Source organism: Pseudomonas fluorescens, from assembly GCF_002022275.1.
Classification (GTDB): Bacteria; Pseudomonadota; Gammaproteobacteria; order Pseudomonadales; family Pseudomonadaceae; genus Aquipseudomonas; species Aquipseudomonas fluorescens_AJ.
Window position 1 is genome coordinate 610,530 of the sequence record NZ_MSDF01000014.1, and the last position, 19,260, is coordinate 629,789.

The following is a 19,260-nucleotide window of genomic DNA, read 5'->3' on the forward strand; positions in this document are numbered from 1 at the left end:
TAGAGCGTTTGATCCTACGCGGTTATGCGAGCCAATCCAGCGTCAGAATCAACCGGCGTTCATCGGCCTTGAGCGCCGGCGAGCGGTGGATAAGCCCGTGACCTTCGTTACCGTGCCATTTGGTGCCTTTGAGCAAGGCCACTTCGCCGCAGTCAATCTGCTCGATGCGCTCGGTAGGTTCTGCATCCGGCTGGCTCAGTGTGCGACGGTCCATTACGCCTTCGCGCAACCATTGGCTGCCAATACCGGCGTAAGTGGTGATCAGCCGCACAGGCACGTGATCCACGTGAAAGCGCGGGCACATGGCCTTGTCCAGCAAGCGCAAACGCACGCCGATGCGCTTGGCGCCCAGCAGGCAGGCAAACGCGCTGACCAGCCAGGATACATCGGCGATAAAGCCTTCGTAGCCTTCAAGATCGCTGCAGCTGGACGCTAAACCCTGCAGGTTCGGTACAGCGCCCTCATCCTTGAGCTCAATCACCATGGAGTCGGCCAACGGCTCATTGAGTGCCACCAGCAAGGCGCCAAATTCGGCGATATGCAGCGGCAACTGGCGCTGCCACAGCGCCAGGTTGACGCCATCTTCGAGGATATCGGACAGCGCCAGCGGGGTTTCACCGCGGGTCTGACGAATCAAGGGGCGCAGGGAAATCACCGGGGCGAGCATCAGGCGGCTGCCTCCTCATACCAAGGGCCAAAAGGATCAGCCAGCAGGCGCCAACCGTCGACGCCCAGGGCCATTTCTTCATCGTTGAGCAGGCATGCGTCCAACTCGGCGCGCATCTGGTCGAAGTCAATGTTTTGCCCGATAAACACCAGTTCCTGACGGCAGTCACCGGTGCTCAGTTGCCAGTTGCCCATGATTGCCGCGACGCTCTCCTCGTCCTGCGGCCACTGGCTTTTCGGCACGAAGCGCCACCAGCGGCCGGCAAAACCATGGCGCATCAGGCCACCGGCCTGGGACCAGCTGCCAGCGTCCTGGTGTTTGCTGGCCAGCCAGAAGAAACCTTTGGAGCGCAGCAGCTTGCCGTTCACCCACGGGCGGTCGATAAAGTCGAAGAAGCGTTGCGGATGAAACGGTCGCCGCGCACGGTAAGCCGTGGACGCGATACCGTACTCTTCGGTTTCCGGCACGTGCTCACCGCGCAACTCCTGCAACCAGCCCGGGGCTTGGGCGGCGCGCTCAAAGTCGAAACGGCCAGTGTTGAGGATCTTGTTCAGCGGCACTTCACCCATGACCATCGGGATGATTTCGGCCTGGGCATTGAGGCGTTCGAGGATGGCGATCAACTCTTCGCGCTCGTGGCTGCTGATCAGGTCGATCTTGCTGATCAGGATGACGTCGGCGAATTCGATCTGCTCGATCAGCAAGTCGGTGATGGAGCGCTCGTCCTCCTCGCCCAGGGTTTCGCCGCGTGAGGCCAGGCTTTCGGCAGCCTGGTAGTCGAGCAGGAAATTCATGCCATCGACCACGGTGACCATAGTGTCCAGCCGCGCGATGTCGGCCAGGCTTTGTTCGTTTTCATCACGAAAGGTGAAGGTTTCGGCCACGGGCAGCGGCTCGGAGATGCCGGTGGATTCGATCAGCAGGTAATCAAACCGACCTTCCTTGGCGAGTTTTCCGACTTCTTCCAGCAAGTCTTCACGCAAGGTGCAGCAGATGCAGCCGTTGCTCATCTCCACCAGTTTTTCTTCGGCGCGGTTGAGGGTGACGTCGCGCTGAACCTCGCTGCCATCGATGTTGATTTCGCTCATGTCATTGACGATCACCGCCACGCGCAGGTTTTCGCGGTTACGCAGGACGTAGTTGAGCAGCGTGCTTTTACCGGCGCCGAGGAAGCCGGACAACACGGTAACGGGGAGACGATTGGTCATCAGGTAATCCTCATCAGGGGTGGCCGGTCAAACTGCCCGTTTATGGCGTTCGCGCAGCTCTTCACGTTCTTTGGCTTCGATACTCAAGGTCGCGGTGGGGCGCAGCAGCAGGCGTTTCAGGCCGATGGGTTCGCCGGTTTCGCGGCACCAGCCGTATTCACCGCGGGCGAGCAATTCCAGGGTGTCGTCGATCTTGTCCAGCAGCTTCTTTTCGCGCTCCAGCAGGCGCAGTTGCCATTGGCGCTGTTCTTCGGCGGCGCCTACATCGGCCAGGTCGCTGTTGGGTTCCTGCTCGCGCAGCAGCAGGAATTCGGTCTCGATGCGCGCTTGCAGCTCGTAGCGCTGAGTCAGCAGCAGCTCGCGGAAGAAGCCTTGCTGGGCTTCATTCATGTAGTCGGCGGGCGGTTGGGCCAGCAGGTCTTGTTCAGTCATGGAAAGCAGTTCACGGGTCAGGCTGATTTTCAATGTTATAGTATAACAATGCAAATAAGCCAATACTCCCCTTGCTCGCCACGACGAAGGGCGCAATGCTTGAACACTTCCTTGCCCCGAGAAGACCTATGAAATACCTGGTGTGCGCCCTGTTATTGGCAGCTGCAGGACCGGCCTGCGCGCAAGCGCCGAGCCTGCTGGCGAACTGCACGCGCAGCGCCAACCTGCTGGCCTGTGTCGACCCTTTGGGCAATGCCTACAGTGTGGCGACGGTGGGGAGCACCACGTATTTGCGCGGTTTTGAGGTGATCGGCAAACGCTATTGGGCACAGACCAGCAGCCGCTACGGGCAGCTGACGTTCTTTACCGGGTTGGCATCCGATGGTGAGGCTTGGGTCGGCTACACGCGCCGTGTGGGCTGGACCACTATCAACCGGTTTTCCAGTTCCGGTGGTGCCAGCGCCAAGTTCACGTGCAGCCGTATCACCGGCTGTTAGACCTGACCGTTCTTCTGATCCTGAACCCAGGCCATGTAGCTGTTCATCGGCGGGTTCTTCTGGAAGTACTTTTTCAGGCCTTCGAACAGGCCATCGGCCACAGCCTGTTGGTGACGCGCCGTGACCAGCCGCTGAGCGTCTTGGGTGTTGGAGATAAACCCGGTTTCCACCAGGATCGACGGCACATCCGGTGATTTGAGCACCGCAAAACCGGCCTGCTCCACACGCTTCTGGTGCAGCGTGGTGATATTTTGCAGGCTGCCCAGCACCGAGCTGCCCAGTTGCAGGCTCGAGGCGATGGTGGCGTTCATCGACATGTCGAGAATCACCCCGGCCAGCATCGGGTCCTTGTCCTTCAGATTGAGTAGCGTGGTGGCGCCCAGCAAGTCGGCGCCGTTCTCGCGTTGCGCCATAAAGCGCGCCGTGGCGGATGTGGCGCCACCTTCCGACAGCGCATACACCGAGGCTCCCGACGCCGTGAGGCGCGGCGCGGCATCAGCATGCACCGAGATAAACATGTCGGCCTTGTGCTGACGGGCGATATCCACGCGTTTGCGCAGCGGCACGAAGAAGTCGTCATTGCGCACCAGTTTCACGTCAAAGCCCTTTTCGCGCTTCAAGCGTTTGGCCAACAGTTGGGCGATCGACAGCACCACGTCTTTTTCGCGCTGGCCCTTGGAGCCGATAGCGCCCGGGTCTTTGCCGCCGTGGCCGGGGTCGACCACCACGATGATGTCGCGTTTGGGGTGCGCCTTGTCCACCGGCGCAACCAGCGGCTCGGGTTCAGCGGCAATTTGACGAGGTGCGTGGGTGGCATTGGTCAGGTCGAGCACCAGGCGATGGCCTTGGCCATCCTGCGGTGGCAACAAAAAGCTGTTGAGCTGCATCGGCGCGGCCAGGTCGAGCACGATGCGCGTATCACCCTTGCCGAAATGCCCCGAGCGAATCGAGGTGATCCCGCTGTTTTTCAACACCAATTGAGAGAAATCACCACTGAGCCCGGCGCCGCTGAGGTCGATGATCAAGCGTTCCGGTGAGGTCAGGGAAAAGGTTTTGTATTGCACCGGGCCGCTGAGGTCGAGCACCAGCCGCAGTTTATCGTCCGAGCGCCACAGGCGCGCATTGCGGACCTGCGTGGCGTAGGCCCCCAAAGGCAAGGTGAACAGGGGGCTGACCAGCAGCAGGTTAAGGAGCTGACGTCTGTGCATGACAAATACCGCAAATAAAGGAGCGTCCCTGCTCGACATGACTGAAGAAAGGCTGGAGCAGAAAAATCATCGTCGACTCAATAGTAATAATATAACATGTCTTTTTATTTCCAACGATGGACCTGCCCATGAATGCGCTGACTCTGCCGGACATCGCCGCGCAGGCTTCCCGCCAAGCCTTGCCACTCGACTGGGTGGGCATGTGCGGCATCGCCTTGCCGATCCTCATAGACGGCCAGCGCCTCACCGCCACTGCCGACGCTGGCGTGAGCCTGGATGACGGCGAAGCCCGTGGCATTCATATGTCACGCCTCTACCTGGCTCTGGAAATGCTCGATCAACAGCCGCTAACGCCTGCGCTTCTGCGTACTCTACTTGAGCGCTTTCTGGAGAGTCATGAAGGTTTATCTAAGAACGCCTACCTGCGCATCCACACCGATTTGCTGCTCAAACGCGCGGCGTTGGTCAGCCCGTTAGCCGGCTGGAAAGGCTACCCGGTGTGTATCGAAGCGCGTCTGGAAAACCAGATGTTCCACGTGGAACTAAAAATTGACGTGACTTACTCTTCCACCTGCCCCTGCTCCGCCGCGCTTGCCAGGCAGTTGATTCAGCAGCAATTTCTGAATGATTTCGCCAACACGCCGTTGCAGCATGAAGACGTGTTGAGCTGGCTTGGCAGCGCCAACGGCATCGTCGCCACCCCCCACAGCCAGCGCAGCAGCGCGCAACTGTCCATCCAACTCGACGAAGCGCTGCCGTTGCTGCCGCTCACCGGTCTGATCGACGAGGTCGAAGCCGCACTCGGCACCGCCGTGCAAACCGCCGTAAAACGTGCGGACGAACAAGCCTTCGCCCTGGCCAACGGGCAGAACCTGATGTTCTGCGAAGACGCCGCCCGCCGCCTGAACCTCGCCTTGAAACGCTCGGATGCCGTCAAAGCCTTCCACCTGAAAGTGATCCACGCCGAAAGCCTGCACGCGCACGATGCCGTGGCTGAAAGCCGCTGGACGAGAAACCCTGCATGATCACCTGTAACGCTTTGCGCTGGGGCGCCCCCGGCCAACCGCTGACGCCCTCCTTAGACCTCACGCTGGAAAAAGGCACCCTCACGGGCATCATCGGCGCCAACGGCACCGGCAAAAGCAGCCTGCTCAAAGTCATCGCCGGCCTGCAAAAACCGCTGGCGGGCAAAGTCAGCGTGGAGGTTCCACGCCGTGGCGGCCTGTCGTTTCTGCCCCAGCAACAACATCTGGATCGCCAGTTTCCGATCAGCCTGCAAGAGCTGGTCGCCGCCGGTTTCTGGGGTACCAAACTCACCCCCGAACAACGCAGCCAACGCCTGCAAGCGGTGCTGGAAGACTGGTGCCTCACTGGCCTGGAGCAACGCCCGCTGATGGCTTTATCCGGCGGTGAACTGCAGCGCGCCCTGCTCGCCCGCATGAGCCTGGCCGAGGCGCCGGTGTTGCTGCTCGACGAACCCCACGCCGCCCTCGACGAAGAAGGCCAGGCCCTGTGCTGGAAACACGTGCACGCCTGGCATGACGAAGGCCGCACGGTGGTCATCGTTTGCCACGACCTCGCCTCCGTACGCCATCACACCCAGCAAGTGGTGCAAATCAAAAGCAGCGGCTGCGTGTTTGGCCCCAGTAAAGAACTGATCCGCCCGCAAGCCCAGATGCAGGTGGCCTGATGCATTTCGCTGCCCACCTGTGGATGCCCTTTAACGACTTCGTTTTTATGCGCCGCGCCCTTATCGGCGGGCTGGTGCTCGCGTGCAGCACCGCGCCGCTGGGTGTGTTCCTGATTTTGCGGCGCATGAGCCTGATCGGCGATGCCGTGGCCCACGGCATACTGCCCGGTGCAGCCCTGGGCTTCTGGTTTGCCGGCATCAGCCTGCCCGCCCTGACTATCGGCGGCCTCGGCGCCGGCCTGGGCATGGCTGGCTTATCCGCATGGATCACTCGCCGCACCGGCCTGCGTGAAGACGCCAGCCTCGCCGCCATCTACCCCATTTCTCTCGCCGCCGGCGTACTGATCCTCGGCATCGCCGGCAAACGCCTGGACCTGCTGCACCTGCTGTTCGGCTCCGCCTTGGCGGTGGATGAAACCACCCTCACCGGCATGCTCTGGGTGTCTGGTTTCAGCCTGATCGCCATGGCGGTGATCTACAAACCGCTGCTGCTGGACACCCTCGACCCGCTGTTCCTGCAAACCGTCAGCCGTCTCGGCCCACTGGCCCACGGCTTGTTCCTGACCCTGGTGGTGTTGAACCTGGTGATCGGTTTCCAGGCCATCGGCGCCTTGATGGTGGTGGGATTGATGATGTTGCCGGCCATTGCTTCACGTTTCTGGAGCCGGCGCCTGCCGGTGTTGATTGCGGTATCGGCGGTGCTGGGATGCCTGTCGGTGTGGTTTGGTTTGTTGCTGTCGTTCTACTACTCACTGCCCAGCGGCCCGGCCATCGTGCTGGTGGCTGGCGCGGGGTATTTGCTGTCCGTGGTTTTCGGCCCGGTGCACGGTTTGCTGCGCCGCCCGCCCTCTCTTACATCCCAATGAGGTGTTTCCCGATGCGCGCTTTACTCGTGCTGTTCAGTATCCTGCTGCCGCTGTCGATGGCGCAGGCCGCCGACAAACTCCAGGTGGTTACCAGCTTCAGTATTCTCGATGACATCACCCACCAGATCGGTGGCGATCACATCCAGATCAGCAACATGGTCGGCCCCGACTCCGATGCCCACACCTATGAGCCAACCCCGGACGACGCCAAGGCGCTGCTCAAGGCCAAGGTCATCATCAAGAACGGCCTCGGCTTCGAGCCATGGCTGGACCGTCTGGTGACCAGCACCGAGACCAAAGCCACGGTGGTCACTGCCAGTAAAGGCGTGATTTCCCACACCATGGAAGAAGACGGCGAGACCATCCCGGACCCGCACGCCTGGCACAACCTGGCCAACGCCGAAATCTATGTGAACAACATCACCAAAGCACTCGTCGCCGCCGACCCGGCCAACAAGGCTGACTACCTGCGCAACAGCCAGACCTACCTGCAAGAAATCCACCGTTTGCTGGCCGAAGCCAAAACCAAGTTTGGCGCGCTGCCACCGGGCAACCGTCGCATCGTCACCTCCCATGACGCGTTCGGTTACCTGGGCCAGGCCTATGGCATTCAGTTCCTCGCACCACAGGGCTTGTCCACCGAACGTGAGCCGTCTGCCGCCGAAGTCGCTGCGCTGATCACCCAGATCCGCAAAGATAAGGTCAAGGCCGTGTTCATGGAAAACATCAAGGACTCGCGCCTGCTCAAGCAGATCGCTGACGAAAGCGGCGCGCAGATCGGCGGCACCTTGTACTCCGACGCCCTCGCCGCCGAAGGCCCGGCCAGCACCTTCACCGGGCTGTTCGAATACAACCTCAACACCCTGTGCGCCGCCCTGAGCAAGCCATGACCTTGAGCATGCTCGATCTGGAAAGGGCTGCCCTGGGCAGCCGTTTTCCACTCGAACCCGTGCTCGACGCCCTGCCGTGGAACAGCGATGGCTTGATTGCCGCCATCGCCCAGCAACACGGCAGTGGCGAGGTGTTGATGCTGGCCTGGATGAACCGCCAGGCCCTCAACGAAACCCTGGCGACCGGGCAGGTTTGCTACTGGTCGCGCTCGCGCCAGCAGCTGTGGCGCAAAGGCGAAATCTCCGGCCACTGGCAGCAACTGGTTGAAGCTCGGCTGGATTGTGATGGCGACGCGGTGTTGTTGATCGTCGACCAGCGCGGTCCGGCCTGCCATACCGGCCGGCCCACCTGCTTCTACAACGCCATCGACGGCGACTACGTTCACATCATCACGGAGCCCACTGCATGATCCGCAAGAACCCTTCCGGCGACCTGCCGGTGATTGCCGAATCGGCCTACGTCGATAAAACGGCGATCATCTGCGGCAAGGTCATCATCGGCGAGAACGTTTTCGTCGGCCCCTACGCGGTGATCCGCGCCGACGAAGTCGATGCCAGCGGCGCCATGGACCCGATCACCATCGGCGCCAACTCGAACATTCAGGACGGCGTGGTCATCCACTCCAAATCCGGCGCGGCCGTGACCATTGGCGAATTTACCTCCATCGCGCACCGCTCCATCGTCCACGGCCCCTGTGTCGTCGGCGATCGCGTGTTTATCGGCTTCAACAGCGTGCTGTTCAACTGCGCCGTGGGCGACGGCTGCGTGGTGCGCCACAACTCGGTGGTCGACGGCCGCGACTTGCCCGCCGCGTTCTACGTGCCCTCCACCACCCGCATCGGGCCGAACACTGACCTGTCGCAATTCCCGCCGGTGAGCGTCAGTGCCTCGGAATTTTCCGAGGACGTAGCGCGCACCAACGTCGATTTGGTACGCGGCTACAAAGCCCTGCAAAACGAGTTCTGAACCATGAGCCGCCTGCTGATTCGCAATGCCCGCCTGGTGAATGAAGGCCAGGAATTCGACGCCGACGTGCTGGTTGCCAATGGTCGTATCGAGAAAATCGCCACCAGCCTGGAAGGCTATAACGAGCCGGTTGAAATCGACGCCAAGGGCCAGTGGCTGCTGCCAGGCATGATCGACGATCAGGTGCACTTTCGCGAACCGGGCGCGCCGGACAAAGGCAGTTTCTACAGCGAATCCCGCGCGGCGGTAGCCGGTGGCATCACCAGCTTCATGGACATGCCCAACACCAACCCCGCCACGTTGAACCTGGAAGCCCTGGCCGATAAAAAACGCCGTGCCGCGCTGCACTCGGTGGCCAACTACGCCTTTCACTTCGGAGTGAGCAACGACAACCTCGACACCGTCGCCGCCCTCGACCCGCGGGAAGTCGCCGGGGTCAAAGTGTTCATGGGCGCCTCCACCGGCAATATGTTGGTGGACGATCCGCGAATTCTGGAGCGCCTGTTTGCTGAAGTGCCAACCATTCTGCTGGCGCATTGCGAACACACCCCGAGCATCCTCGCCAATGAGCAACGTCTGCGCGAGCGCTTTGGCGATCACATTCCCGCCGTCGCCCACCCGCTGATCCGCGATGCCGAAGCCTGTTATCGCTCATCCTCGTTTGCAGTGGAATTAGCCAAGCGCCACAACACGCGCCTGCATGTGCTGCACCTGACCAGCGCCCGCGAGCTGGAATTATTCGAGGACAAACCGCTCGCGGAAAAACGCATCACCGCCGAGGTCTGCCTGCATCACTTGCTGTTCGATGACCGCGACTACCACCGCCTCGGCCACCAGATCAAATGCAACCCGGCGATCAAAACCCGCGCCGACCGCGACGCGCTGCGCCTGGCCTTGCTGAGTGATCGTCTGGATGTGATTGGCAGTGACCACGCCCCGCATACCTGGGCGCAAAAACAGTTGGGCTATCGCGAGGCGCCGTCGGGGCTGCCGCTGGTGCAGCACGCATTGCCTGCGTTGCTGGAGTTGGTGGCGGACGGGCACCTGCCGCTGACCACGCTGGTGGCGAAGACCAGCCACCGCGTGGCTGACCTGTTCGCCATTCCGGATCGTGGTTATTTACGTGAGGGGTATTGGGCCGACCTGGTGTTGATCCAGCCTGAGGCCGAAGGTAAACCGGTGAGCAGCCAGCCGATTTTGGCGCGTTGCGGCTGGACACCGTTCGCCGAGCGCAGCTTCCGCCACAGCGTCAGCACCACCCTGGTGTCCGGCCACCTGGCGTGGCACAACGGCCAGGTGGTCGACAGCTGCCAGGGTTTGCCCCTGCACTTTCTGCGTTAAGCGCGGGGTTTGACCGTACCGCAATCATTGCCCAGCCACTGCGCGTGGCTGTCGAGGCTGCCCTTCTGCTGAATGCCGGTGGCATTGAAGGTGCCGTTGACCGTGGTGGTGAATTCCTGCTGACTCTTGAAGGTGGCCACGCCAGTGCCCTGGGCTTTCGGGCAACTGAAACGGAATTTCCACTGGTTGCCGGTCTTGTCGGTCACTTCCTGTTTGCAGCCCGATTGCGGGTCCGTCAGGGGGATCGAATCGGAGGCGACTTGCGCTGGCGTCAGGCACACCTGCACGCCCTTGCCGGCCATGGTGATGCCCTGTTTTTCCAGCATCGCGCGCTGTTCAGGGGTCATCTGTTGCTTGAGCTGGCCGAGGATCAGCGAAAGGTCCGGCAGGTCCTGGTTATCGACTTTCATATTGCTGGTGGTCAATTCCCACAAGCCCGGCGCCAGCATCTGCGCCTGAGCCGCCACGGGCAGCGACAAACCAATAACCATGGCCAAAACTGGCAGACGAGCATTCATCGGGTAACTCCTGGGTAATTGTGGGCGTTAGACGCCGCAAAGCCGCCAGTGTTGCACGGCAAATAAAATAGCGACATTCGCCGTCAGACATGGTCTGTTAGGCACCTGAACTGCCTGGAGAGATGTCGTTCATGGATTTTTTTGGCCCGCACCTGCTCGCCTACTTCATTGCCACGCTGCATTTTCTCGGGACCCTCGCCGCCATCCACGCGGTGCTGACCGTCAGGACCGCCCAAGGCTCGATCGCCTGGGCGTTGTCGTTGATGTTCATGCCTTACCTCACGCTGATTCCTTACCTGATTTTTGGCCGCAGCACGTTCGACGCGTACATCCAGGCGCGGCGCCAGGCCAACCAGGAAATGCACACGGCAATCACCGAGCTGAACTGGCGCCCGTGGGTCGAAGAAGCCTTGGCCGCGCGCAACTCCAGCGCCTACGCGTCGTTGCGCGCCATGCCCAAGCTGGGACGCATGCCGTGCCTGGCCAACAATGAAGTGCGCCTGCTGATCAATGGCGACGCCACGTTCAGCGCGATCTTCGAGGCGATTCGCAACGCCAAAACGGCGGTGCTGTTTCAGTTCTTCATCATTCATGACGACGAGCTTGGCAGGCAGTTGCACGCCTTGCTGAAGGAAAAGGCTGCCGAAGGCGTCGATATTCACGTGCTCTACGACCGCATCGGCAGCCACGCCCTGCCCCACCGCTACGTGCAATCGCTACGCGACGCCGGGGTCAAGGTCAAAGCCTTTGCCACCCGCAGCGGCTGGCTGAATCGCTTCCAGGTCAACTTTCGCAACCACCGCAAAATAGTGGTGGTGGACGGCATTACCGGATTTGTCGGCGGGCATAACGTCGGCGATGAATACCTCGGTAAAAAGCCGCCCCTGGCGCCGTGGCGCGACACCCATGTGCAAGTCACCGGCCCGGTGGTGGCATGCCTGCAGGAATCGTTTGCCGAAGACTGGTTCTGGGCCGCCCGCGAATTACCGCCGCTGATCCTGCCGGACGCCTACCCCGAAGACGGCGTGCTCTGCCAACTGCTCGCCAGCGGCCCGGCCGACCCGTATGAAACCTGCTCGCTGTTTTTCGTCGAAGCCATTCACGCAGCCACCGAGCGCGTGTGGATCACCAGCCCGTACTTCATCCCCGATGAGGCCGTTTTTTCCGCCCTGCGCCTGGCCGTACTGCGCGGCGTAGACGTGCGCGTACTGCTGCCGTCGCGTCCTGATCACAAAATTGTCTACGCCGCCTCCAGCCTTTATGCGATCGAAGCCGTACGCGCCGGGGTGCGGGTGTTCCGCTACAAACCGGGCTTTCTGCATCAGAAGGTGGTGTTGGTGGACAGCGAAATCAGCGCCATCGGCAGTGCGAACATGGACAACCGTTCGTTCCGGCTGAATTTCGAAGTGATGTTGCTGACGGTGGATGAGGCCTTCGCCAGCGAAGTGGAGCAGATGCTGCTGGATGACTTTGCCCAGGCCCATGAAGTCAGCAAGGAAGAAAGCCAGGAGACCCGCCGCCTTCAACAACTGGGCATGCGGGTGGCGCGGCTTATTTCACCGATTCTCTAGCTGACAACACCAAACAAATGTGGGAGCGGGCTTGCTCGCGAATGCGGTGGATCAGCCAACAAATCTATTGACTGACACCCCGCCTTCGCGAGCAAGCCCGCTCCCACATTTAGATCTTCATCGTTTGTGTAACCGTGGTTCAGCGGTAAATATCCTCCCGCGTCCACGGCAGTTCATGGCTGCCATCGGCATGCGGTTTCACCGCCAGAATCTGATGCAGGTTGATCCAGCCCCGTGCAAACGCATACGCACAACCGGCCAGGTACAGGCGCCAGATGCGCAACGCTTGCTCCGGCACCATCTTCGCCGCCGCCTCCAGGTTGTCTTCCAGGCGCTCACTCCAATGGTCCAGCGTGCGGGCGTAATGCAGGCGCAGGCTTTCGACGTCGACCACTTCCAGCCCGACTTCACTGAGCTCGGCGGTCATCATCGCCAAGTGTGGCAGCTCGCCATTGGGGAATACGTAACGCTCGATGAACTCGCCCGCGCCACGCCCCACCGGGCGACCGTCCGTGTGTTTGGCGGTAATCCCGTGGTTCATCACCAGCCCGCCCTCACGTACGGCACCAAACAGCGTCTTGCTGTACTCGGCCAGATTGGCGTGGCCGACGTGTTCGAACATGCCCACGCTGACCACTTTGTCGAAACGGCCGTCTTGCGGCAGGTCGCGGTAGTCGAGCAGTTGCAGGTCCACTTGGTCTTCCAGGCCTTCAGCTTTGACCCGTTCCCGGGCCAGCGCCAACTGCTCCTTGCTCAGGGTGATGCCAAACACTTTGACCCCGAACTCCCGCGCGGCAAACCGTGCCAACCCGCCCCAACCGCAGCCGACATCGAGCAAATACTCCCCCGGCTGCAGCCGTAATTTGCGGCACAGATGGCGAAATTTGTCTTGTTGGGCTTGATCGATGGATTCGCTGCCGGTTTCGAAATAACCGCAGGAGTACGCCATGTCCTGGTCCAGCCAGAGCTGGTAGAACTCGTTGGACAGGTCGTAATGGTAGGAAATGGCCGCTGCGTCAGTCGCCTTGTCGTGAATCGAACGAACCGGACGTGTGTCCTCTTCATCGACCAAGGCGGTACTCAGTTCATCACACACCCGGATCACTTCGGCGATGGAGCCTTCCAGCTCCAGTTTGCCCTCTATGAAGGCCTCACCGAGTGAGTTAAGCGTGGGATGGGTCAGCTGACTGACAACCGTGGGGTCCTTCACCACGATGGTCACACTGGGCTCGGGGCCCAAGTTGAATTCATGGCCGTCCCAGAGTCGAAGACGCAACGGTAGCTTGAGATTCTGTAAGGCCGGTGGAAGTTGCGCGAGCATGAGTAGTCCCCCCTTGTTTCAGACGTCTGGTGTGAGGGTAGACCATCCGAAGACAAAGTAGGAGGCTATCGATTTGATAGCTCTTTTCTATGGGGCTCGGCGCTCGAGCAAACCGTCCTGGATCCACTGTTTCAGCCACGTAACGGCCTGCAGGGGGGCACCCTCTCCATAAGTGACTGCCAGCTCGGCGCACAGTTCTGAAAAATTCCAGCCGGTGGTCACCATGCCTGCCAGGGCGCAGGCTTCTGCAGGCTCCAGGCTGCGGTAATGGCATACGTTCTGATGGCGCCATACCAGGCAAATCTGCGCCAGCTCAAGTGCATGGCTGTCGGGGAAATCCGCTTCATCCTTGCTCGCCCGCCAGATCGCCACGGTGTTGAAATGGCAGAGTTGCTGCTGCACTGACGGTGCCAGCGTGACCTGCAAACCCGGCCAGTCTTCAGGTGGCAGGGAGGCCATGTCATTCAGGCTCAACGGCTCACCGCCAGGGGCGTCGAACGCCAGAGTAAACGCCCACTCCAGACGCGCCAACTCAACCAGCGGCGGGCTCTGTTCAGGCACCAGATGCTCAACGATAAATGCGGGGAAACGCTCACCCAGCCAGCGCAAGCTGTAATGGGCGGAGGGATTACGGCGCACATAGGCTTCTGTCAGTAACGCGAATTCATCATCGCCCAGCCAATACCAGATGGCACCGAAGTCATGGCGCAACACTTCCTGCAACCGCGACACGTAGGCGTTGTGATAAATCGCCAGGCCCGTGTCCACGTCCAGCGTCGGACCGCCCAGCAAGGTTGCGGCAAAACCGCTGTTGGCGGTGGAGGTTTCAGACAACAAATGCTCTTCAAAGGCCAATTGCCAATCGGTCAGGCGCATAGCGTTCTCCGGGCCAGGGCGGTGGCGCCGAGTTCGCGGGCTTTGCTCAACTCGGTGAGCAACTCTTCGAATGGCGGAAAATGGTCATCGCGCTCCAGCAGCGTCGACACCGGCCCCAAATGCTCCAGCGTCTGTTGATACAACGCCCACACCGGGTCACACACCGGGTGATCATGGGTATCGACCACGTAATCGCCGTAGTCCATATGCCCCGCCAGATGCAGCTGACGGATGCTCTCGGGCGGCAGGCTGCGGATAAACGTCCACGCGTCGAACCCGTGGTTGCGCGAGCTGACGTACACATTGTTGACGTCCAGCAACAGTTGGCAGCCAGTCAGATGGGCCAGTGCGTTGAGAAATTCCCACTCGGTAAACTCATCCGCCCTGGAGCGCACATAGCTGGAGACATTTTCCAGCACCAGCGGCCGTTGCAACACGTCCTGCACTTGGCGAACGCGGGCGGCCACGTGGTAGAGGCTTTCTTCGGTGTAAGGCAGCGGCAGCAAATCGTGCAACTGGTGCGCACTGCCACGGCTCCAGCACAGGTGATCGGAAATCCACGCGGGCTGAATGCGCTCGGCGAGCTGTTTGATGTTTTTCAGGTAATCGGTATCGAGGGCGTGGGGCCCACCGATGGACAGGGACACGCCATGCATCACAAGGGGATAGCGCTCGGCTATCGCATCCAGGTAATACAAGGCCTTACCGCCCTGAACCAGATAATTCTCGGAGATCACTTCGAACCAATCCACGGCGGGCGATTGTTCGAGGATCTGCTGGTAATACTCACTGCGTAAACCCAGGCCGTAACCCAGACTTGGAAGGGAAGCGGACATCAGACACTCCTGGGCAAAGTGTCCGCAGCGGTGGGGGGCATCCGCTGCGGGAGCACTCGGTGCCGGTTATTCGCCGACTTTGCCGCCAGCCTTGGTGCAAGCATCAGCACTGGCTTGAACTTTGAAGCCCTGGCCTTTGCAAGAACCCTGACCTTTGCACGCGTGGTCTTTGGTTTTGCAATCGTTCTGGCCTTTGCAAGCGTTGATGCCGTAGCAGTGCACGGCGGTGTCAGCGGCTTGAGCCTGAGTGACAACACCAGCAAACATGGTAGCGGCAGCCATTGCGAGGGCGGCACCAGCAGCAGCGGATTTGAAGTTCATTTTTGTATCCTCATGATCGGTAGTGGAGTCGGTCTGAACGGAATGTTCAGTCTCGACATACCACTAGAGTGAGGTCCCTCATCGGCGTTACAGCCCGGCGCAAATATTTCTAAATATTTTTCTCGGGCCTTTTAAACCCTTATTCATCCAGCTTCAGCAGCGGCTCATGAAAGCGTAGCAAACGCCCGGCATTACCCAATACCAGCAAGGTGCTGAGGTTGTGCAACACCGCCGCAATCATGGCGCCCGCCGCACCCAGCCAGCCGAACGCGGCGAATACGACGATGGCCAGCGTCCAGCCCAGACCGATGATCACATTGACCTGCAACGTCTGCCGGCACTGGCGACTCAAGCGCACGCACGTGCCCAAGCGGCGCAAATCGCTGCCGATCAACACCACGTCCGCCGATGCCAGGGCGATATCCGCCCCGCCCGCGCCCATCGCCACGCCCACTACACCGGCCTTGAGCGCCAGCGAGTCGTTAATCCCGTCGCCCACCACCATTGGCCGGAAGCCACTGCTGATTTCCCCCAACACGCGGTTGAGCTTGTCTTCCGGCAAGGCTTGGGCTTCGACGTCGCTGATGCCCACGTCCAGCGCGAGGCTGTCGGCGACGCTTTGGCGGTCACCGGTGAGCAGCAACTGTCGGCCCAGGCCCAGGTCCCGCAGTTCCTGCAGAGCCTGGCGCGCTTCCGGCTTGACGCTGTCCGCCAGCAGCAGCCACGCAAGGAACTGCCCATTCAGCGCCAGCCCGGCAATCGGGCCGTCGTGATTCGGAACGGCCGTGGTGACGATCCCCAGTTGCTCAAACAACTCCGGCCGCCCCAGTGCCGCTTCGCCCTGTTCGGTCTGCGCCACCACGCCAAGGCCCTGGCGTTCGCGGATATCCGTCAACACCAGCAACTGTTCCTGCGTCGCCAACCCCGCCAACGCGCGGCTGACCGGGTGGCTGCTGGCAGAACCCAGGCTGGCTGCCAGGTTCAACAACACCTGCCGATCCGGCGCGGTGGTTTGTATGGATTGCAGGCGCAACGTGCCAAAGGTCAACGTGCCGGTCTTGTCCACCACCAACGAGGTCAGGTCCGCCAGTTCCTCCAGAAACGCCGAGCTGCGAATCAAAATCCCATGCCTTGCTGCCACGGCAATCCCGGCAATCGCTGTGGCGGGAGCCGATAGTACCAGCGCGCACGGGCACGCCGCGACCAGCACGGCGAGCATCGCCTGGGCGTCATTGGTGACAAACCAGGTCACCGCCGCCAGCAGCAACACCAGCACCATATAACTGCCGGCATAACGCTCCAGCAGCCGCGTGATCGGCGGCTTGGAGCGCTCGGCGTTCTGCATCAGCGCGATGACCTTGCCCAGGGTCGACTCATCCCCCGTGCGCGTCACCTGCAAGCGCAGCAGGCCATCCAGGTTGATCGCGCCGCCAAACACCTGCACGCCCACACTGGCTTCCAGCGGCACCGATTCGCCGGTGATGGGCGCCGTGTCGAGGCTCGCCTGGCCAGACAGGACCACGCCATCAGCGGGCACCCGGTCACCGGCGCGCACTTCGACGATATCGCCCGTGTTCAGCGTGCCGTTATCCACTTCGATGATGCTGCCATCCGCCTGCACCAACCGCGCGCGGCTGCGGGTCAGTTTGCCCAGGGCGTGGATCGCTTCCTGGGAGCCGATCACGCTGCGCTCTTCCAGCACATGGCCGAAGATCATGATGATCGGCAACAGCGCGGCGGTCAGCAGATCACCCGTGGCCCACGCGCCCATCATCGCCAAGGCGATCAACTGGTCGGTGATGCCATGCAGGCTCGGAAAACGCAGGCTGTACCAGGCCGAACGCATCACCGGCACGGCCACCAATAAAGACGCCACGCCCAGCAATAACTGGCTGACGCCATTCTGATCCGGCGCCAGCCAGCGCCATACCAGGCCCAATATCAATAACCCCAAGGCCAGCATGGCCAGGGTCAATTGCCGCGCAGCACTGCGCTGCTCGGCGGACGTCAGCATGGGTGCGCTCATTGTTCGGCTCCCTGAATGATCAAACGGGAGTCGTCTTTAGGGTCGACCGTGGTGACAGAGCCCGCCTGGCCGAGAATCTTCGGCAGGCGCTCGCGGTACAGGCGCAGCAGCAAGCCCGGGTCTTTGACCTGAGCGAGGCTCGCGACCGTGGCCGTTTGCGCCTGCGCATTGGCCAGGCGCTCGCTGGCCTGGGCATGGGCAACCTGCACCACACGATCGGCCTCCTGAGTGGCGGTCTGCGTGAGCTTTTCCGCTTCGGTGCGCGCATTGGCCACGGCTTTATCGGCTTGCTGACTGGCCGTGAGCACCGCGTTGAACGCATTCACCGCCGGGGCGGGCAGGCTCGATTGCACGTCTACACGCGTCACTTCAATGCCCAACCCCAAACCGGTGGACGCCAGTTCCGCCAAGCGTTTATTGATGCCTTGCACCAGATCACCGCGCAGCCGCTCACGACGCTCGGCGGCGCCGTTATCGGTGCCGATCAATTCGGGGCGCGCCACCAGAATGGTGTCCAGGTCGCGCGCCGCCGTGAGGGCCACGGCGCTGCGCGTCACCAGCCGATCCAGCGCGGGCAACACATGATCGCCCTGCAACACGAAAGCGTATGGCTCGGTGACCTTGTAAAACACCCGCACATCCAGCTGCACCACGCCGGCATCGCCGGTCAGCAGGTAACCGGAACCGGCCAGTGCATCACTCAGCGGCGTGGCGAAACTCGCCACGCGATCGGCCTGAATCGCGGTGTCTGAACGCAGCAGGTTCTCCACCCGGCGCTCAATCACGCGGTCGGCCGCTGGCAACAACACCACCTGCTCGAACGGCTGCGGCCACGCCAATAAAAGCCCGGCATTCTGAATGCGGTCGAGCGCGCCGAAGTGCAGCACCACGGCACGGTTCTGCGGGTCGATCTGGCGCACATTGGAAAATGCCCAGGCCAACGCTGCCAACACCGTCACCGCGTACAGCGCCAGGAAGGTCAGGCGCCCGGCCTGGATCCACGGGCTGTCCGGGCCGTCACGCTCGGTCATGGCTGGACGTCCTTCGGCCCGTCAACCAGCGCGCGAAACGGCGCCGCGTCGGTGCGCAGGATGATCTTGGTGCCCGGCGTCACCACCGTGCCCAAGGTATCGAGAGAGCGCAGCAGGTTATACAGCTGAGGATTACCCGCGTAGGCGCGGCCATAAATCTGTGCGGCTTCCACCCGCGATTGCGCTTCGATGTCGGCGGCTTTCACCGTCGCGTCCGCCTGCACAATGCGCGCATCGCGCTCGGCAGCGGAGCGAATCTGCGCCGCTTCACGCTTGCCCACGGCAGTGCGTTCGGTGGCAATGGTTTCACGCTCGGCGCGCATGCGGTCGACGGTGGCAGTCAGCGTCACCGACGGCAGGGTCAGCCGCTCAACGCCGACTTGCGCCACCCTTACGCCATAGGTGGTGAGCAATTGTTGATCAATCTGTTGACGCAACTGCGCTTCAAAATCAGCGATGCGCACCTGGCTGGCGTCGGTATTGATCAGGCTCGACAGGTCGAAGCTGGCCGCCGTGGTTTCCAGCGCCGAGCCGACAAAAGTGCGAATCTGCCGCGCCGCCTCGTCCGGCTGGTTCTGCACCGCGCGCATAAAGCGTTGCACGTTGTCGGCATCGCCTTGCACCTGCCACGCCACATAGGCCTGCACGATAATGCGCAGGCCATCGCGGGTGCCCACGTCCTGCAAACCGCTGGACGTGGTGCGCAGGCGCAGGTCCACCGGGATCGCCGCTTCAAACGGCGCCGGCCAGCGCCAGCCCAGGCCCGGCTCCAGCAGCACCCGCGACGGGTTGCCGAAACGGGTAATCACCGTGGCTTCGCCGGAGCGCACTTGCACCAGGCTGGCGGCCGCTACCGCAAACAACACCAGCAACACGGCCCAGGCCATGCGTCGCCATGGAAACGGGCCTGCAGCCTGTTCATCGCCGTGATGGTGGTGGTGATGGCCATGATGGTGGTGATGACCGTGATCGTGAGAATGAGCGCTCAACAGAC

At 61.6% G+C, this 19,260-nt stretch carries 21 protein-coding genes; 9 read left to right on the top strand and 12 right to left on the bottom strand.

The annotated features are described in order from the left end of the window. Window positions 1-22: 22 nt before the first annotated feature. From BFW87_RS11055 to dksA, 3 genes are read right to left on the bottom strand one after another with little or no spacing between them, the layout of a single operon-like run. On the bottom strand, window positions 23-667 hold the full coding sequence (locus BFW87_RS11055) for a DUF1826 domain-containing protein (RefSeq protein ID WP_078739863.1): 645 nt from the start codon (window positions 665-667) through the stop codon (window positions 23-25). Further along, window positions 667-1,875 carry a zinc metallochaperone GTPase ZigA gene (gene zigA, locus BFW87_RS11060; protein ID WP_078739864.1) on the bottom strand — a complete coding sequence of 403 codons (1,209 nt, stop codon included), beginning with the start codon at window positions 1,873-1,875 and terminating at the stop codon, window positions 667-669. The genes BFW87_RS11055 and zigA overlap by 1 nt, the downstream gene beginning before the upstream one ends. A gap of 27 nt (window positions 1,876-1,902) precedes the next feature. Beyond that, window positions 1,903-2,307: an RNA polymerase-binding protein DksA gene (dksA, locus tag BFW87_RS11065; protein ID WP_078740037.1), complete on the bottom strand. Its 405-nt coding sequence runs from the start codon at window positions 2,305-2,307 to the stop codon at window positions 1,903-1,905. A 128-nt stretch (window positions 2,308-2,435) separates the two neighbouring features. Between dksA and BFW87_RS11070 the strand changes: the two genes are divergently transcribed. After that, the gene (locus BFW87_RS11070; RefSeq protein WP_078739865.1) at window positions 2,436-2,804 is read left to right on the top strand and encodes a glutamine synthetase; all 369 of its coding nucleotides are present in this window, start codon (window positions 2,436-2,438) and stop codon (window positions 2,802-2,804) included. On the opposite strand, the gene BFW87_RS11075 is transcribed toward BFW87_RS11070, so the two are convergent. Then, a complete protein-coding gene (locus BFW87_RS11075) occupies window positions 2,801-4,012 on the bottom strand; it encodes an N-acetylmuramoyl-L-alanine amidase (RefSeq protein WP_078739866.1) in 1,212 nt (403 codons plus the stop codon). The genes BFW87_RS11070 and BFW87_RS11075 overlap by 4 nt on opposite strands. 128 nt (window positions 4,013-4,140) lie before the next feature. Between BFW87_RS11075 and folE2 the strand changes: the two genes are divergently transcribed. The 7 genes from folE2 to BFW87_RS11110 are packed head-to-tail and all read left to right on the top strand — an operon-like array spanning window position 4,141 to window position 9,766. Further along, complete coding sequence (folE2, locus tag BFW87_RS11080) at window positions 4,141-5,037, top strand: GTP cyclohydrolase FolE2 (protein WP_078739867.1); 897 nt, start codon at window positions 4,141-4,143, stop codon at window positions 5,035-5,037. Then, window positions 5,034-5,702 carry a metal ABC transporter ATP-binding protein gene (locus tag BFW87_RS11085; RefSeq protein ID WP_078739868.1) on the top strand — a complete coding sequence of 223 codons (669 nt, stop codon included), beginning with the start codon at window positions 5,034-5,036 and terminating at the stop codon, window positions 5,700-5,702. Before folE2 ends, BFW87_RS11085 begins: the two co-directional genes overlap by 4 nt. Then, complete coding sequence (locus BFW87_RS11090) at window positions 5,702-6,568, top strand: metal ABC transporter permease (RefSeq protein ID WP_078739869.1); 867 nt, start codon at window positions 5,702-5,704, stop codon at window positions 6,566-6,568. Before BFW87_RS11085 ends, BFW87_RS11090 begins: the two co-directional genes overlap by 1 nt. A gap of 11 nt (window positions 6,569-6,579) precedes the next feature. Beyond that, complete coding sequence (locus tag BFW87_RS11095; RefSeq protein WP_078739870.1) at window positions 6,580-7,458, top strand: metal ABC transporter substrate-binding protein; 879 nt, start codon at window positions 6,580-6,582, stop codon at window positions 7,456-7,458. After that, entirely contained in the window at window positions 7,455-7,868 is a 414-nt protein-coding gene (gene hisI / locus BFW87_RS11100; protein ID WP_078739871.1) for a phosphoribosyl-AMP cyclohydrolase, read from the top strand. Before BFW87_RS11095 ends, hisI begins: the two co-directional genes overlap by 4 nt. After that, complete coding sequence (locus tag BFW87_RS11105; protein WP_016971721.1) at window positions 7,865-8,425, top strand: gamma carbonic anhydrase family protein; 561 nt, start codon at window positions 7,865-7,867, stop codon at window positions 8,423-8,425. Before hisI ends, BFW87_RS11105 begins: the two co-directional genes overlap by 4 nt. 3 nt (window positions 8,426-8,428) lie before the next feature. Then, on the top strand, window positions 8,429-9,766 hold the full coding sequence (locus BFW87_RS11110; RefSeq protein WP_078739872.1) for a dihydroorotase: 1,338 nt from the start codon (window positions 8,429-8,431) through the stop codon (window positions 9,764-9,766). Here BFW87_RS11110 and BFW87_RS11115 read toward each other — a convergent pair. Further along, window positions 9,763-10,284 (bottom strand): DUF3617 domain-containing protein, encoded by a 522-nt coding sequence (locus BFW87_RS11115; RefSeq protein WP_078739873.1) that lies wholly within the window; start codon window positions 10,282-10,284, stop codon window positions 9,763-9,765. The two genes, BFW87_RS11110 and BFW87_RS11115, sit on opposite strands and share 4 nt — an antisense overlap. 131 nt (window positions 10,285-10,415) lie before the next feature. Between BFW87_RS11115 and cls the strand changes: the two genes are divergently transcribed. Next, complete coding sequence (gene cls, locus BFW87_RS11120) at window positions 10,416-11,855, top strand: cardiolipin synthase (RefSeq protein WP_078740038.1); 1,440 nt, start codon at window positions 10,416-10,418, stop codon at window positions 11,853-11,855. 139 nt (window positions 11,856-11,994) lie between these two features. On the opposite strand, the gene cfaB is transcribed toward cls, so the two are convergent. The 7 genes from cfaB to hflC form a co-directional block, all read right to left on the bottom strand. Then, the gene (gene cfaB / locus BFW87_RS11125) at window positions 11,995-13,176 is read right to left on the bottom strand and encodes a C17 cyclopropane fatty acid synthase CfaB (RefSeq protein WP_078739874.1); all 1,182 of its coding nucleotides are present in this window, start codon (window positions 13,174-13,176) and stop codon (window positions 11,995-11,997) included. 87 nt (window positions 13,177-13,263) lie between these two features. Continuing rightward, window positions 13,264-14,052, bottom strand: a complete 789-nt coding sequence (locus tag BFW87_RS11130; protein WP_078739875.1) for an HvfC/BufC N-terminal domain-containing protein — start codon at window positions 14,050-14,052, stop codon at window positions 13,264-13,266. Further along, window positions 14,043-14,888, bottom strand: coding sequence for an MNIO family bufferin maturase (bufB, locus tag BFW87_RS11135; protein ID WP_078739876.1), 846 nt, complete (start codon window positions 14,886-14,888; stop codon window positions 14,043-14,045). Before bufB ends, BFW87_RS11130 begins: the two co-directional genes overlap by 10 nt. A 66-nt stretch (window positions 14,889-14,954) precedes the next feature. Further along, window positions 14,955-15,209, bottom strand: a complete 255-nt coding sequence (bufA2, locus tag BFW87_RS32255) for a BufA2 family periplasmic bufferin-type metallophore (RefSeq protein WP_071485301.1) — start codon at window positions 15,207-15,209, stop codon at window positions 14,955-14,957. A 139-nt stretch (window positions 15,210-15,348) separates the two neighbouring features. Then, window positions 15,349-17,235: a cation-translocating P-type ATPase gene (locus tag BFW87_RS11145; RefSeq protein ID WP_078739877.1), complete on the bottom strand. Its 1,887-nt coding sequence runs from the start codon at window positions 17,233-17,235 to the stop codon at window positions 15,349-15,351. Further along, the gene (gene hflK, locus BFW87_RS11150; RefSeq protein ID WP_078739878.1) at window positions 17,232-18,266 is read right to left on the bottom strand and encodes a protease modulator HflK; all 1,035 of its coding nucleotides are present in this window, start codon (window positions 18,264-18,266) and stop codon (window positions 17,232-17,234) included. The genes BFW87_RS11145 and hflK overlap by 4 nt, the downstream gene beginning before the upstream one ends. Further along, entirely contained in the window at window positions 18,263-19,258 is a 996-nt protein-coding gene (hflC, locus tag BFW87_RS11155; RefSeq protein WP_171045810.1) for a protease modulator HflC, read from the bottom strand. The genes hflK and hflC overlap by 4 nt, the downstream gene beginning before the upstream one ends. Between the last annotated feature and the right edge of the window lie 2 nt (window positions 19,259-19,260).